Annotated in this window: 14 protein-coding genes; 9 read left to right on the forward strand and 5 right to left on the reverse strand. The window is 66.3% G+C overall.

Translation table 11 applies throughout. The features are described from left to right. Positions 1 to 25: 25 nt before the first annotated feature. The 5 genes from U0042_RS23265 (at position 26) to cobA (ending at position 4600) form a co-directional block, all read left to right on the forward strand. A complete protein-coding gene (locus U0042_RS23265) occupies positions 26 to 583 on the forward strand; it encodes a DUF934 domain-containing protein (protein ID WP_114808938.1) in 558 nt (185 codons plus the stop codon). After that, on the forward strand, positions 580 to 1350 hold the full coding sequence (locus tag U0042_RS23270; RefSeq protein WP_114808937.1) for a phosphoadenylyl-sulfate reductase: 771 nt from the start codon (positions 580 to 582) through the stop codon (positions 1348 to 1350). Before U0042_RS23265 ends, U0042_RS23270 begins: the two co-directional genes overlap by 4 nt. Positions 1351 to 1428: 78 nt before the next feature. Further along, the gene (cysD, locus tag U0042_RS23275) at positions 1429 to 2391 is read left to right on the forward strand and encodes a sulfate adenylyltransferase subunit CysD (RefSeq protein WP_114808936.1); all 963 of its coding nucleotides are present in this window, start codon (positions 1429 to 1431) and stop codon (positions 2389 to 2391) included. Between the two features lie 19 nt (positions 2392 to 2410). Further along, positions 2411 to 3730 (forward strand): sulfate adenylyltransferase subunit 1, encoded by a 1320-nt coding sequence (locus tag U0042_RS23280; RefSeq protein WP_114808935.1) that lies wholly within the window; start codon positions 2411 to 2413, stop codon positions 3728 to 3730. Between the two features lie 78 nt (positions 3731 to 3808). After that, entirely contained in the window at positions 3809 to 4600 is a 792-nt protein-coding gene (gene cobA, locus U0042_RS23285; RefSeq protein WP_114809466.1) for a uroporphyrinogen-III C-methyltransferase, read from the forward strand. A 3-nt stretch (positions 4601 to 4603) separates the two neighbouring features. Here the strand turns inward: cobA and U0042_RS23290 are convergent, their stop codons facing one another. From U0042_RS23290 to lptF, 3 genes are all read right to left on the reverse strand, one after another. Then, on the reverse strand, positions 4604 to 5005 hold the full coding sequence (locus U0042_RS23290) for a sirohydrochlorin chelatase (protein ID WP_114808934.1): 402 nt from the start codon (positions 5003 to 5005) through the stop codon (positions 4604 to 4606). A gap of 77 nt (positions 5006 to 5082) precedes the next feature. Continuing rightward, complete coding sequence (gene lptG / locus U0042_RS23295) at positions 5083 to 6231, reverse strand: LPS export ABC transporter permease LptG (RefSeq protein ID WP_114808933.1); 1149 nt, start codon at positions 6229 to 6231, stop codon at positions 5083 to 5085. Positions 6232 to 6234: 3 nt separating this feature from the next. After that, positions 6235 to 7344, reverse strand: coding sequence for an LPS export ABC transporter permease LptF (gene lptF / locus U0042_RS23300; RefSeq protein WP_114808932.1), 1110 nt, complete (start codon positions 7342 to 7344; stop codon positions 6235 to 6237). Positions 7345 to 7478: 134 nt separating this feature from the next. Between lptF and U0042_RS23305 the strand changes: the two genes are divergently transcribed. From U0042_RS23305 to U0042_RS23315, 3 genes are all read left to right on the forward strand, one after another. After that, positions 7479 to 8990, forward strand: a complete 1512-nt coding sequence (locus U0042_RS23305) for a leucyl aminopeptidase (protein ID WP_114808931.1) — start codon at positions 7479 to 7481, stop codon at positions 8988 to 8990. Between the two features lie 77 nt (positions 8991 to 9067). Beyond that, positions 9068 to 9484 (forward strand): DNA polymerase III subunit chi, encoded by a 417-nt coding sequence (locus tag U0042_RS23310; RefSeq protein WP_114808930.1) that lies wholly within the window; start codon positions 9068 to 9070, stop codon positions 9482 to 9484. An 87-nt stretch (positions 9485 to 9571) separates the two neighbouring features. Then, positions 9572 to 10129, forward strand: coding sequence for a DUF2486 family protein (locus U0042_RS23315; protein ID WP_232833198.1), 558 nt, complete (start codon positions 9572 to 9574; stop codon positions 10127 to 10129). Positions 10130 to 10177: 48 nt separating this feature from the next. On the opposite strand, the gene U0042_RS23320 is transcribed toward U0042_RS23315, so the two are convergent. Beyond that, positions 10178 to 10522 carry a c-type cytochrome gene (locus U0042_RS23320; RefSeq protein WP_114808929.1) on the reverse strand — a complete coding sequence of 115 codons (345 nt, stop codon included), beginning with the start codon at positions 10520 to 10522 and terminating at the stop codon, positions 10178 to 10180. A gap of 183 nt (positions 10523 to 10705) precedes the next feature. Next, a complete protein-coding gene (gene ilvD / locus U0042_RS23325) occupies positions 10706 to 12379 on the reverse strand; it encodes a dihydroxy-acid dehydratase (protein WP_114808928.1) in 1674 nt (557 codons plus the stop codon). Positions 12380 to 12523: 144 nt separating this feature from the next. Here ilvD and U0042_RS23330 point away from each other — a divergent pair, with 144 nt between their 5' ends. Further along, on the forward strand, positions 12524 to 13474 hold the full coding sequence (locus U0042_RS23330) for a LysR family transcriptional regulator (protein ID WP_114808927.1): 951 nt from the start codon (positions 12524 to 12526) through the stop codon (positions 13472 to 13474). Positions 13475 to 13585 lie beyond the last annotated feature (111 nt).

Raw genomic sequence — 13585 nt, forward strand, 5'->3', positions numbered from 1 at the left:
GCACCGAAACGAGGATAGACAGTAAATGGCCTGGATCATCAGAAACCGCGCGGTAGCCGAAGACAACTGGACGGTGGTGCGTCCCGCCGAAGACGGCTCGCTGCCCGCCGTGGACGCGCTGCCGGCCGGCAAGGTGCTCGTGCCGCTCGCGCTGTGGAAGAGCGAGCGCGCCGCGCTGAGCGCTGCACGTTCCGCAGCCGAACTTGGCGTGTGGCTCGCGCCCGATAGCGAACCCGCCGACATCGCCGGCGACTTCGAACATATCGCGCTCATCGGCATCGACTTTCCGGTGTTTCGCGACGGCCGCGGCTATTCGATCGCGCGGCTTCTGCGCGAGCGCTACGGCTACAAGGGCGAACTGCGCGCCATCGGCGACGTGCTGCGCGACCAGCTCAACTACCTTTCGCGCTGCGGCTTCGATTCGTTCGCGGTGCGCGCCGACAAGGACATCCACGACGCGCTGAACGCGTTCACGGAATTCACGGTGCAGTACCAGTCCGCCGTCGATACGCCGCTGCCGCTGTTCCGTCGCCGTGAGGCTGGCGCGGCTGCCTCGACAGCCGCGGCGAAGGCGGGCGCATGAGCACCGCGACGAACGTGGCCAACGCCGCTGGCGCCGCACGGCAAGCCCCGACGCCCGAACTCGCCGCGAAGATTGCGCGACTCGACGCGCTGCTCGATTCCATCGCCGCGCGCCACGAGCGCGTCAAGTTCGCGAGCAGCCTCGCGGCCGAAGACATGCTGCTCACGCACGCCATCCTCTCGCGCGGCGTGTCGATCGGCATCTTCTCGCTCAACACGGGGCGCCTGCATGCGGAAACGCTGGGCATGATCGATCGCGTGCGCGAGCGCTACGGCTACGAGATCGAGCAGTTTCATCCGCAACAGGCCGCCGTCGACGAATACGCGGCCGCGCACGGACTCAACGCCTTCTACGAGAGCGTGGAACTGCGCAAGCGCTGCTGCGAGATTCGCAAGGTGGAGCCGCTCAACCGCGCGCTGGCGGACGTTTCCGCCTGGGTGACGGGCCAGCGGCGCGAGCAGTCGGTGACGCGCGCGGAACTGCACGAGGAAGAGCACGACGGGGCGCGTAATATTGCGAAGTACAACCCGCTCGCGGACTGGACCGAAGCCGACGTCTGGGCTTATCTGCGAGCCTTCGATGTGCCGGTGAATCCGCTGCACGCACGCGGCTACCCGAGCATCGGCTGCGAGCCGTGCACGCGCGCCGTGCGTCCCGGCGAAGACAGCCGCGCGGGACGCTGGTGGTGGGAGTCGCGCGACACGAAGGAATGCGGCCTGCACATCACCATTCCGATTGCGACGGCGAGCGAAAACGCTTCCGCCTGAAGCCGGACCGAAGAAAAGATTGAAGACCCTGTGCTGCGGGCCAACCGCCCGCAACACGAACGAACGAAGGACCCGAACATGAGCACGACGCTCGATTCCGCTGTTGCCGCGCCGCTTCCGAATACGGCGAACCGCATGGACCATCTCGACTGGCTCGAAGCCGAGTCGATCCACATCCTGCGCGAGCTGGTTGCCGAGTGCAGCAAGCCGGCGCTGCTGTTCTCGGGCGGCAAGGACTCGGTCGTGGTGCTCCACCTCGCGTTGAAGGCGTTCGGCCTGGGCGCGAATCGCAAGACGTCGCTGCCGTTCCCGCTCGTGCACATCGACACGGGCCACAACTACGACGAAGTGATCGACTTCCGCGACCGCCGCGCGCAAGAAATCGGCGCGCAACTCGTGGTCGGGCACGTCGAAGACTCGATTCGCCGCGGCACGGTGCGTCTGCGTCGCGAAACGGATTCGCGCAACGCGGCGCAGGCCGTCACGCTGCTCGAGACCATTGAAGCGCACGGCTTCACGGCGATGATCGGCGGCGCGCGCCGCGACGAAGAGAAGGCCCGCGCGAAGGAGCGCATCTTCTCGTTCCGCGACGAATTCGGCCAATGGGATCCGAAGGCGCAGCGCCCGGAACTGTGGAGCCTCTACAACGCGCGCCTGCACGCGGGCGAACACCTGCGCGTGTTCCCGATCTCGAACTGGACCGAACTCGACGTGTGGCAATACATCGCGCGCGAAGGGCTCGAACTGCCGTCCATCTACTACGCGCATCAACGCGAGATCGTGCGCCGCAACGGCCTGCTCGTGCCCGTCACGCCGCTCACGCCGATGCGCGAAGGCGAGACGAGCGAAACGGCGCTCGTGCGTTTTCGCACCGTGGGCGACATCAGCTGCACGTGCCCCGTGGAAAGCGATGCCGACAACGTCGAGAAGATCATCGCGGAGACCGCGGTGACCGAGATCACCGAACGCGGCGCGACGCGGATGGACGACCAGACCTCCGAAGCCGCGATGGAACAGCGCAAGAAGCAAGGTTATTTCTGAAGCACACGAGGACGAAGCAATGAGCACCGCAATCCACCAGCCTGAAGACCTCGGCGTGCTGCGTTTCATCACGGCAGGCAGCGTCGACGACGGCAAGAGCACGCTGATCGGCCGCCTGCTTTACGACAGCAAGGCCGTGCTGTCGGACCAGCTCTCCGCGCTGTCACGCGCGAAGAACAAGCGCACCGTGGGCGACGAGATCGATCTCTCGCTGCTGACGGACGGCCTCGAAGCCGAGCGCGAGCAGGGCATCACGATCGACGTCGCGTATCGCTACTTCGCCACGGCCAAGCGCAAGTTCATCATCGCCGACACGCCGGGCCACGAGCAGTACACGCGCAACATGGTGACGGGCGCCTCCACGGCGCACGCGGCCATCATTCTGATCGACGCCACGCGCGTCACGTTCGAAAACGGCGAGGCGCAACTGCTGCCGCAAACGAAGCGCCACAGCGCTATTGTGAAGCTGCTCGGTCTGCAGCACGTGATCGTCGCGATCAACAAGATGGACCTCGTCGATTTCAGCGAAGCGCGCTTCAACGAAATCCGCGACGCCTACGTGGCGCTTGCGCGGCAACTGGGTCTTGCCGATGTGCGCTTCGTGCCGGTGTCGGCGCTCAAGGGCGACAACATCGTGACCGCGAGCGAGCGCATGCCGTGGTACGCGGGCGAGCCGCTGCTCGACGTGCTCGAAGCGCTGCCCGTGGAGCAGGCCGCGGGCGACGCGCTGCGTTTCCCGGTGCAGTGGGTGGCGCGCCAGGACGGCAGCAGCGCCGACGACTTCCGCGGCTACATGGGTCGCGTGGAAGCCGGCGAGGTGAAGGTGGGCGATACGATCGTCGTGCTGCCGGCGGGCCGCGAGGCGACGGTTGCCGAGATCATCGCGCCGGTGCCCGGCGGCACGGCGGCGGTGGAGCGCGCGTTCGCGGGCCAGACCGTCACGATTCGCCTTGGCGAAGACGTGGACGTCTCGCGCGGCGACACGTTCGTGCTGCGTACCGATGCGCCCACGCCCGCGAAGAAGCTCGAAGCCGACCTCTGCTGGTTCGACGAAGAGCCGCTCTCGCCGCAGCGCAAGTACCTGCTCAAGCAGACCACGACCACCGTGTTCGCGCGCATCGGCGCCGTGAAGCAGGTACTCGACGTGCACACGCTCTCGCACGCAACCGACCGCGCCGATCTCGCGATGAACGACATCGGCCGCGTGGCGCTCACGCTGCAAAAGCCGATCGTCTGCGATACCTACGACGCGCATCCGGGCACGGGCGCGTTCGTGCTGATCGACGAAGCGACTCACCATACCGTGGCCGCTGGCATGATCCGTGCGTTTTCTGCCTGAGTGAAAATGACGGGGCGCGATGGCGCGGAACATGCGCGGCGCGCCACCGAACACGGTCAGACGGAGTTGAAGGAAAACATGGGCAAGGTGTACTTGATTGGTGCAGGGCCAGGGGCGGCAGACCTCATTACGGTGCGCGGCGCGCGGCTTCTGGGCACGGCGGACGTGGTGCTGCACGACGCACTCGTCGAGCCGGCCATGCTCGACTACGCACCGCAGGCGCACAAGATCGCCGTGGGCAAGCGCTGCGGCCAGCGCTCCACGGCCCAGCACTTCATCAACAAGCAGATCGTCGACGCCGCACGCGAGCACGCCGTGGTGGTGCGTCTCAAGGGCGGCGACCCCATGCTGTTCGGCCGCGCCGACGAGGAAATGCGGGCGCTTGACGCGGCCGGCATCGAGTACGAGATCGTGCCGGGCATTACCGCGGCGCTCGCGTCGGCGGCGGCGCTGCGCCGTCCGCTGACGCTGCGTGGCGTGGCGCGCAGCGTGGCGCTCGCCACGCACAGCCGCGCGCCGGATACGGAGGCGATCCGCGAGCAGGTCAACGCGGATTCGCTCGTCTTCTATATGGGCCGCGACAGCGGGCCGGACATCGCGCGTGAGCTGATCGATGCGGGCCGCGCAGCCGATACGCCCGTGGCCATCGTGGAAGCGTGCAGCACGGCACGTGAGCGCACCCTCACGCTCACGCTCGAGCGGCTTGCCGCGGGTGAAGCGCAGGCATGGCTCGATCCGCTGCAACCCAGTCTGCTGATGATCGGTGAAGCGTTCGCCGAGCGCGCGGCGTTGTTGCCATCGGTGGAAAAAGAAGGGGACGACGACGGCAGCGAAGGCGGCAGCAAGGGCCGCATGCGCTTTGCGGCGTGATGGTCAGCCGGCGCCGTCTGTGGGCGTGGGCGCGTTCGTGACCGCGAGGCAATAGCGCACGATCGCGTCCAGCACGGCGTCGTCTTCACCCACCGCGCCCACGCTGCGAATCACCACGCCCGGGTGCGCCGCCCGGCACTGCTCGATGATGGCAGGCAGATCCCGCCTCACATGGCCGCCCTGGCCGAAAAATACCGGCACGACCGTCACTTCGCTGCATCCTGCGGCCACCTGCGCGGCCACGGCCGCGGGCAGGTCCGGCGACATCAATTCCAGAAACGCGAGACTCACCGGCCCCGCCGCGCCATGCGCAGCGGCGAGCCGTGCCGCGAGCCGCTCGAACGGCTCGGCCCAGCGGGCATCGCGTGCCCCGTGTCCGAATAGAACGATGCCGTGTGCGCCCATGGCGGGAACTCCCGAGGAAGACTCAAGCGTTTGCCGTACCGCCGCGGCATCGATGCGGCGTTATGGCGATACGGCGTTCAGTGCCGATCCACCCACTTCAGCCCGAACAGGCCGAGGGCGAGATAGATCAGCCCCGGCGTGGCCGCGGTGATCGGCGCGGGCCACGTGTTCAGCGTACCGATGTGCGAGAACAGCGTGTTGAAGAGCTGGAAGCTCATGCCGAGCATGATGCCGCCGAACACCTTCATGCCCACCACGCCCGCGCGCGTGTGCAGATACGCGAACGGCATGGAGAGCACCAGCATCACGAACACCGCGAACGGGTAGAGCAGCTTCTTCCACAGCGCGATTTCGTAGCGCTGCGTGTCCTGATGGTTCTCGGTCAGATGCTGGATGTAGCGGAACAGGTTGAACATCGACATGCGGTCTGGCGCGACGAGCAGCACCGAGAGAATTTGCGGCGTGAGTTCCGAGCGCAGCGAGTATTCGGGCAGCGTGATCTGCCGCGCGCGGTACACGGGGTTCAGCGCGTCTTTGCTCTGGCCGTTCGGCGCGGCGACGTCCACCAGTTGCGTGTCGGTGACGTCGGTCAGCTGCCAGTGGCCGGGCGGCTGGTACACGCCGCTCTTCGCGATGCGCACGTTCGAGAGCCGGAATTTCGCGTCGAATTCGTAGATGCGCACGTTGCTGATGGTGGCGTCGGGCCGCAGTTCGCCCACGTTCACGAAGCGTGTAACCTGCTCGCCGTCGGCGCGTGCCGAAAGCGTGTCTTTCACCCACACGCCCGACTCGAAGTTGGTGGACACCGCGGAGCCTAGCGCTTCGAGCCGTACGCGTTCGGAAAGCTGGTCGGTGTAGGGCCCCACCACTTCGCCGATCAGATAGGTGATGAGCACGATCGGAATGCCGATCTTCAACAGCGAGCGCAGCGCCTGACCCGTTGCGAGACCGGAGACGCGGAAGATGGTGTATTCCGAATTCGCGGCCATCTGCGCGAAGACGTAGATCGAGCTGATGAGCGCCGCGACGGGAATGATCTCGTAGAAGCGCGACGGCGTTTGCAGCGCGACGCGCAGCACCGCATAACCGAACTTGTAGTTGCCGTGCCCCACCGAGTTCAGTTCGTTGATCAGGTCGAAGAAGAAGAACAGGCCCGAAAACGCGAACAGGATGAAGATGAACGTCAGGTAGACCTGGCGCGCGAAATACCGCTCGTAGATGCGCATGGGTCAGGCTCCCTGCGCCGTGCGGCCCGCGCGGCTGAAGATGGCGCGCGAGATCAGCGGGCGGTTGCGCACGCGCAGCCAGAAGATGAACACCACGAGCGCCGCAACGACGACGTGCAGCGCGACGAGCCCGACGCCGAACGAGACCTTGCCCTGCTCGATCCACGATTGCACGACGTTGAGCAGATTCGAGTAGGTCAGATAGATGAGCACGGCCATCACGAGATTGATGGTGCGGCCGCGGCGCGGGTTCTGGTAGGCGAGCGGAATGGCGAGCAGCATCAGATTGATGGCGATGAGCGGCAACCCTGCGCGCCACGCGATTTCCGCGAGGTTGTCGCGCGTGGGCTTGCGCAGCAGATCGAGTGTGGAGGTGCCCGTGGTGGTGGGCGTCGAGACGACAGGCTGGCTCTGTATCTTCACGCCGTAGCGTTCGAACTCCATGATGCGAAAGTCGGGGTGCCCCGGTTCGCCGTCGTAGCGTCGGCCGTTGTCGAGTACGACGAAGCGGTCGCCGTTCTTCTGCGTTTCCGTGTGGCCGTACTTCGAGACGATCACGTTGACCTTGCCGTTCTCCGTGCTCGTCACGAACACGTTTTCCACCTTGCTCTGGTCGGGCGTCATCTTCTCGATGAAGAAGACGCGGTGCGTGGTGGCGGATTCGCGGAACTGGCCGGGCGCGAGCAGCGAAACTTCGTCGCGCTGCTGAAAGCGCTGCCGGATCAGCTTGCTCTGCTGGTTCGACCACGGCCAGCCCACGAACGCGAAGAACACGATGAGGATGATGATGGGCGTGGCGAAGACGCCCACCGGTTTGATGAGACGCGTGAGGCTCACGCCCGAGGCGAGCCACACCACCATCTCGGAGTCTTTGTACCAGCGCGTGAGCACGAACAGGATCGACACGAACAGCGTCACGACGAGCATGACGGCGAGATAGCCGATTACGGTGAGTCCGATCAGCACCAGCACGTCGCGCGGGTCGATTTCGCCCGATGCCGCGAAGCCGACGATGCGGATCATCATCGTCGTCAGCATGATCGTGAGCAGCACCATGAACACGGCGCCAGCCGTGTACGCGAGTTCGCGCTGGAGGGAGCGTTCGAAGATCATTCTTGATGAGAAGAGCGGGAGGTTCTGGCACGAGGCCGCGCTTCGTGCGCCGGACCTTGGCAGCCGCCGCGGGAAAAATAGCGGATAATTGCGGCTTTCATCCTAAGCCCAGATTTTATCCGAGGACAAGCGCGATGGACTTTAGCATAAAAGCCTGTGATTGGAGCAAAGGGGCCCAGAGCGGGTTCCTGACCGGAAAATCGGACTGCGTCGTAATTGGCGTGTTCGAGTCGCAAAGTCTGTCGGGCGCAGCGCTCGCCATCGATGAAGCGACCAAGGGGCTCGTCACGCGCATCGTCAAGGCCGGCGATATGGAAGGCAAGGCGGGCAGCACGCTGTTCCTGCACGAAGTGCAGGGCATCGGCGCCTCGCGCGTGCTGCTGGTCGGCCTCGGCAAGCAGGATGCGTTCACGCAGAAGGCTTACGGCGAAGCGGTCAAGGCGGCGTGGCGCGCCATTCTCGGCACGAAGATCGTGCAGGTCACCTTCACGCTCGCGCAACTGCCCGTCAAGGAGCGTTCGTCGGACTGGGCCGTGCGCGCCGCTATTCTCGCGCTGCGCAGTGAAACGTACCGCTTCACGCAGCTGAAGAGCAAGCCGGACACGACGCCGCGTGCGCTCAAGCGCATCGTCTTCTCGGTGGATTCCGCCGACGAGAAAGCGGCGAAGGTCGCCGCGAAGCAAGGTGCCGCACTCGCCAATGGCATGGACCTCACGCGCGACCTTGGCAACCTGCCGGGCAACGTGTGCACACCGACCTATCTCGGCAACGTCGCGAAGAAGCTCGCGAAAGACTGGAAGCTCAAGGTCGAGGTGCTGGGCCAGAAGCAGATCGAAGCGCTGAAGATGGGCTCGTTCCTCTCGGTCACGCGCGGCTCGGTCGAGCCGCCGCAGTTCATCGTGCTGCAGTATCAGGGCGCGGGCGCGAAAGAGGCGCCCGTGGTGCTGGTCGGCAAGGGCATCACGTTCGACACAGGCGGCATCTCGCTCAAGCCGGGCGAGGCCATGGACGAGATGAAGTACGACATGTGCGGCGCGGGCTCGGTGCTCGGCACGATGCGCGCAGTCGCCGAAATGGGCCTGAAGCTGAACGTGGTGGCGCTCGTTCCTACATGCGAGAACATGCCCGCCGGCAATGCGACGAAGCCGGGCGACATCGTCACGAGCATGTCGGGCACGACCATCGAAGTGCTCAATACCGACGCCGAAGGCCGCCTCATTCTGTGCGACGCGCTCACCTACGCGGAGCGCTTCAAGCCGGCTGCCGTGGTCGACGTCGCCACGCTCACGGGCGCGTGCATCATCGCGCTCGGCCACCACAACGCGGGCCTTTTTTCGAAGGACGACGCGCTCGCGGGCGAACTGCTCGACGCTTCGCGCGAAGCCGACGACCCGGCCTGGCGCATGCCGCTCGACGACGAATACCAGGACCAGCTGAAGTCGAACTTCGCGGACGTTGCCAACATCGGCGGCCGTCCGGCGGGCAGCGTGACGGCAGCGTGCTTCCTGTCGCGCTTCACGCAGGCGTATCCGTGGGCGCACCTCGACATCGCCGGTGTGGCCTGGAAGAGCGGTGCCGCCAAGGGCGCGACGGGACGCCCCGTGCCGCTGCTCACGCAGTTCCTGATCGACCGCGCGGGGCAGTGACCGGCGTGGTATTGCACGCGGCACGCGGCGTGCGGCGCGCTCTGCCGCAAGGCCGCCGCGTGCGAGCGAGGAATGCGATGACGCGAATCGACTTTCATACGAACGTCGGCGATGCGCTGCTGTACGCGTGCCGACTGCTGCGCAAGGTGTATCAGGCCGGCCACCCGGCGGTCGTGCTCGCCGACCCGGCGCGGCTGCGTGCGCTCGACGGCCAGCTCTGGACCTTCGCGCCGCTCGAGTTCGTCCCGCATTGCATGGCGCAGAGCGCGCTGGCTGCCGAGACACCGGTCGTGCTCGCCTCGGACCTGGAAGGCGCGCCGCACTATCAGGTGCTGGTGAACCTGGGCGCCCACGTGCCGCCCCAGTTCGCTCGCTTCGAGCGGCTGCTCGAAGTCGTGGGCAACGCGCCCGAGGAACTAACCGCGGGGCGCGAGCGGTATCGCTTCTACCGCGATCGCGGCTATGCGCTGAACAACTACCGGCAGGAAGGCTGAGCGCGGCACGTGCATGCCGGGCTCTGCGCGCCGGCATGCATCGTGCGCGGCTTTGTTTGCCGCCAGCTACAGCGAAGGAGGGTGATCGTGTCCAATCATGACGACACTTCGATTCCGATGCTCGACGACGTTGTCGTGCCGGGCAAGCCGGAACACGCACGCGCTACGCCGCCGCACGGGTTGCCCGACGCGTTCGTGCCCGCAGCAGGCGCAGCGGTGGACGAGCCGCTAGAGCCGTCGGCCATGACGGGCTTCACGACGCATGTCGACGACGTCGTCGAGCCGCGCTTCATGGAGCCGTCGCTGGGTGAGATTCCGGTCCTGAGCGAACGGTTAGACGAACCCGCAGGGGAACGCGCAAGCGTGCAGCCCGATGAAAACGCGGAACACGCGTTGATCGAGCGATTGCGCGGTCGCTGCATGGACTATCTGACCGGTGAAGGGCGCGGCCTCATCGAGGCGCGTTGCCGCGAGGCGATGCAGGAGCACGCGAACTGGCTGGTCGGCACGGTCGTGCGCGAGGTCGCGCTGGCGCTCGAAACCGAGATTGCGGGCTGGGTAAAAGAGGCGGTGGAGGCGGTGCGCGAAGAACGCGCCCATCAGTCGGCCCCGGCTGATCGGCCCGGACCACCTATAGGGCACTGAGGCGCACTTCTCCGCTTATCGGCGGTGCCCACTCAGCGACACTGCGCGTTACTTCAAAGAAAGAATCCAGGTGGCGAGCGTCGCGGCCTGATCCGGCGTGAGCTGCGTGTTCGCCGGCATCGGCACGCGGCCCCATACGCCGCTGCTGCCGTCGGTGATCTTGTGGGCGAGGTAGGTGGCGGCGTCGCTGCGCGACGCGTATTTCAAGGCGATATCGTGAAGCGCGGGCCCCATGACGGGCCGCGTCATGGCGTGGCAGCTCGTACAGTTCTGCTGCTGTGCAAGCGCAAGACCCTGCGACGCGACCTGTTCCCCGAACACCGCGCCCGGCGCCGCCAACAGGCCCGCCAGCGCAGCGGCCAGTGCGGCTACTGCATGCGACTCTCGTTTCATTATGGTCTCCGCCGGGACGATCGCCCGACTGTGGTGGTCGCATTATAAGAGCAAAGGGGCGCACGGTTTCCCGTGCGCCCCTTCTTGTATGGCCCGCGCAGTGCGTGCCGCCGTAGTCGCGGCACGCCGGCGTTCCGGGACCGCCCGCTTGTGCGATGCGACCCGGCGCCGACGCGCTTCGCGTTAGCCTGTCACCGCGCCCTTGTTCGCCGGGCGCGCAAGCGCTGCGTACTTCGCGAGCACGCCGCGCGTGTAGCGCGGCGCCGGCTGCTTCCAGGCCGCGCGGCGGCGCGCCAGTTCGGCGTCGTCGACGTTGAGCTGCAGCAGCAGCTTGTGCGCGTCGATGGTGATCGAGTCGCCTTCCTGCACGAGCGCGATCGTGCCGCCCACGAAGGCTTCCGGTGCGACGTGACCCACCACCATGCCCCACGTGCCGCCCGAGAAACGGCCGTCCGTGATCAGACCCACCGATTCGCCCAACCCCTTGCCGATGATGGCCGAGGTCGGCGCGAGCATTTCAGGCATGCCCGGACCGCCTTGCGGGCCGAGGTAGCGCAGCACCACCACGTCGCCCGCCTTGATCTTGTCGTCGAGGATCGCCTGCATGGCGCTCTGCTCGTCGTCGAACACGCGTGCCGGACCCGTGATGACCGGATTCTTCAGGCCCGTGATCTTGGCCACGGCGCCGTCTTCCGCGAGGTTGCCCTTCAGGATAGCGAGGTGGCCCTGCTTGTAGAGCGCCTGGTCGATCGGGAAGATCACCTTCTGGTCCGCGCGCGGCACCGAGGGCACGTCCTTCAGTTCTTCGGCAAGCGTCTTGCCCGTGATGGTGATGCAGTCGCCATGCAGCAGGCCCGCGTCGAGCAGGATCTTCATGACCTGCGGAATGCCTCCTGCCTGATGCAGGTCGGTGGCCACGTACTGGCCCGACGGCTTCAGGTCGCAGATCACGGGCACGCGGCGGCGGATGCGCTCGAAGTCGTCGATGGTCCATTCCACCTCGGCCGCATGCGCGATCGCGAGGTAGTGCAGCACGGCGTTGGTCGAGCCGCCCGTGGCCATGATCACCGACACGGCGTTTTCGATGGACTTCTTCGTGATGATGTCGCGCGGCTTCAGATCGCGCTTCACGGCTTCGACGAGCACGCGCGCCGATTCGGCAGCGGAGTCCACCTTCTCCTGGTCCGGGTTCGCCATCGTCGACGAATAGAGCAACGACATGCCGAGCGCCTCGAACGACGAGCTCATCGTGTTGGCCGTGTACATGCCGCCGCACGAGCCGGTGGTGGGGCACGCGTTGCGCTCCACGCCTTCGAAGTCCTCTTCGGACATGCGGCCCGCCGTGAATTCGCCGACGGCCTCGAAGGCCGACACGATGGTCAGGTCCTTGTTCTTCCAGTGGCCGGGGCGAATCGTGCCGCCGTACACGTAGATGCCCGGCACGTTCATGCGGGCGAGCGCCATCATGCCGCCCGGCATGTTCTTGTCGCAGCCGCCGATCACGACCACGCCGTCCATCCACTGGCCCTGCACGCACGTTTCGATGCAGTCCGAGATCACTTCGCGCGAGACGAGCGAGTACTTCATGCCTTCGGTGCCCATCGACATGCCGTCCGAAATGGTGGGCGTGCCGAAGGTCTGCGGATTGGCGTCCGCGCCCTTCACGGCGGCGACGGCGGCGTCGGTCAGCTTTTGCAGACCGGCGTTGCAGGGCGTGATGGTGGAGTGGCCGTTGGCGATGCCGATCATCGGCTTGTCGAAGTCGGCCTTTTCGTAGCCGATGGCGTAGTACATCGAGCGGTTCGGCGAGCGCGCGACGCCCTGGGTGATGTTCTTCGAGCGGCGGTTGTACGACATGGGGAGCTCCATAGGTTGCTGTTATGCGATGCCGGGCGGGCGCGAGCGCCCCGTCGCCGGCATGTGGCGAGAAGCATGCAGTTTCACGAACCGAATGTCCAATATATTATTGATGGCATATTAGGTCGCAAAACATATCAATCGATGCTCTCGACAACGCCCGATCTTCGTCAGTTGCGCTACTTCGTCGCCGTGGCCGAGGAAAAGCACTTCGGCCGCGCCGCGGCGCGGCTTTCCATGACGCAGCCCCCGCTGTCCCAGGCCATCCGCGCGCTGGAAGAGACGCTCGGCGTGGCGCTTTTCGCCCGCACGCGCCGCACCGTGGAACTCACGCCCGTGGCCGTGGACCTCTTGCCGGAAGTCAGGCGCCTGCTCGCTGCCGCCGACGGCCTGCGGCCGCTCGCGCAGAGCCTTGCGCGCGGCGAAGCCGGCGTGCTTTCGCTGGCGTTCGTTTCCACGGCCGACTACGGGCTGTTGCCGCTGCTGCTGCGCGACTTCGGCACACGTTATCCGCGCGTGCGCCTGCAGCTTGCCGAGGCGACGAGCGACGTGCAGGTCGACGAACTGGTGGCAGGGCGTATCGATGCCGGCCTCGTCATCGCGCCGCTGCCGCCGCGCCATGCCGCGCAGCTTTCGTATCTGCCGATTGCGCGCGAGCCGCTCGTGATCGCGATGCCCACGGAGGTTTCGGTGCGCGCGGGCGGCCCCGACGCCGACGGCTGGTGCGACACGCCCGTAAGCCTCGCCGATCTGGCTGACGCGCCGCTCGTGGTCTTCCCAAGGCGTTTGGCGCCAGGCTTTTATGACATCATTATGGATTGCTACGGCGCGGCCGGCCTGACGCCTCGCATCGGCCAGGAGGCCATCCAGATGCAGACCATCGTCAGCCTCGTGTCGGCCGGCATGGGCGTCGCACTGGTGCCGCAATCGCTGCGTAACCTGCGGCGCACGGGCGTGGTCTACCGGCCTTTGCGCGAGGCGGTGCCCGCCATCGAAACGGGGCTGGTGTGGCGCACGGCGCAGGTGAGCCCGGTGCTGGCCGGTTTCATCGACATCGTGCGCGCCCACGCGGCCACGGCGGGGCCGCCGGGATGAGCGGAGCGTTGAACGGCGAAGGGCGGTGGATCGGTGCCGGCGAACAATGTCGAGCGACGCTGGTCGAACCCCGCACGCTGCCGCCGGCGCGTCTGCCCGCTGTTGCCCTTT

Origin of the sequence: Paraburkholderia kururiensis (assembly GCF_034424375.1) — a bacterium.
GTDB classification, from domain to species: domain Bacteria; phylum Pseudomonadota; class Gammaproteobacteria; order Burkholderiales; family Burkholderiaceae; genus Paraburkholderia; species Paraburkholderia kururiensis_A.

Bases quoted from the DNA above. Each gene is read 5' to 3' on its own strand.
- U0042_RS23265 (WP_114808938.1), top strand. From the start codon at position 26: ATGGCCTGGATCATCAGAAACCGCGCGGTAGCCGAAGACAACTGGACG.
- U0042_RS23270 (WP_114808937.1), top strand. From the start codon at position 580: ATGAGCACCGCGACGAACGTGGCCAACGCCGCTGGCGCCGCACGGCAA.
- cysD (WP_114808936.1), top strand. From the start codon at position 1,429: ATGAGCACGACGCTCGATTCCGCTGTTGCCGCGCCGCTTCCGAATACG.
- U0042_RS23280 (WP_114808935.1), top strand. From the start codon at position 2,411: ATGAGCACCGCAATCCACCAGCCTGAAGACCTCGGCGTGCTGCGTTTC.
- cobA (WP_114809466.1), top strand. From the start codon at position 3,809: ATGGGCAAGGTGTACTTGATTGGTGCAGGGCCAGGGGCGGCAGACCTC.
- U0042_RS23290 (WP_114808934.1), bottom strand. From the start codon at position 5,005: ATGGGCGCACACGGCATCGTTCTATTCGGACACGGGGCACGCGATGCC.
- lptG (WP_114808933.1), bottom strand. From the start codon at position 6,231: ATGCGCATCTACGAGCGGTATTTCGCGCGCCAGGTCTACCTGACGTTC.
- lptF (WP_114808932.1), bottom strand. From the start codon at position 7,344: ATGATCTTCGAACGCTCCCTCCAGCGCGAACTCGCGTACACGGCTGGC.
- U0042_RS23305 (WP_114808931.1), top strand. From the start codon at position 7,479: ATGGACTTTAGCATAAAAGCCTGTGATTGGAGCAAAGGGGCCCAGAGC.
- U0042_RS23310 (WP_114808930.1), top strand. From the start codon at position 9,068: ATGACGCGAATCGACTTTCATACGAACGTCGGCGATGCGCTGCTGTAC.
- U0042_RS23320 (WP_114808929.1), bottom strand. From the start codon at position 10,522: ATGAAACGAGAGTCGCATGCAGTAGCCGCACTGGCCGCTGCGCTGGCG.
- ilvD (WP_114808928.1), bottom strand. From the start codon at position 12,379: ATGTCGTACAACCGCCGCTCGAAGAACATCACCCAGGGCGTCGCGCGC.
- U0042_RS23330 (WP_114808927.1), top strand. From the start codon at position 12,524: ATGCTCTCGACAACGCCCGATCTTCGTCAGTTGCGCTACTTCGTCGCC.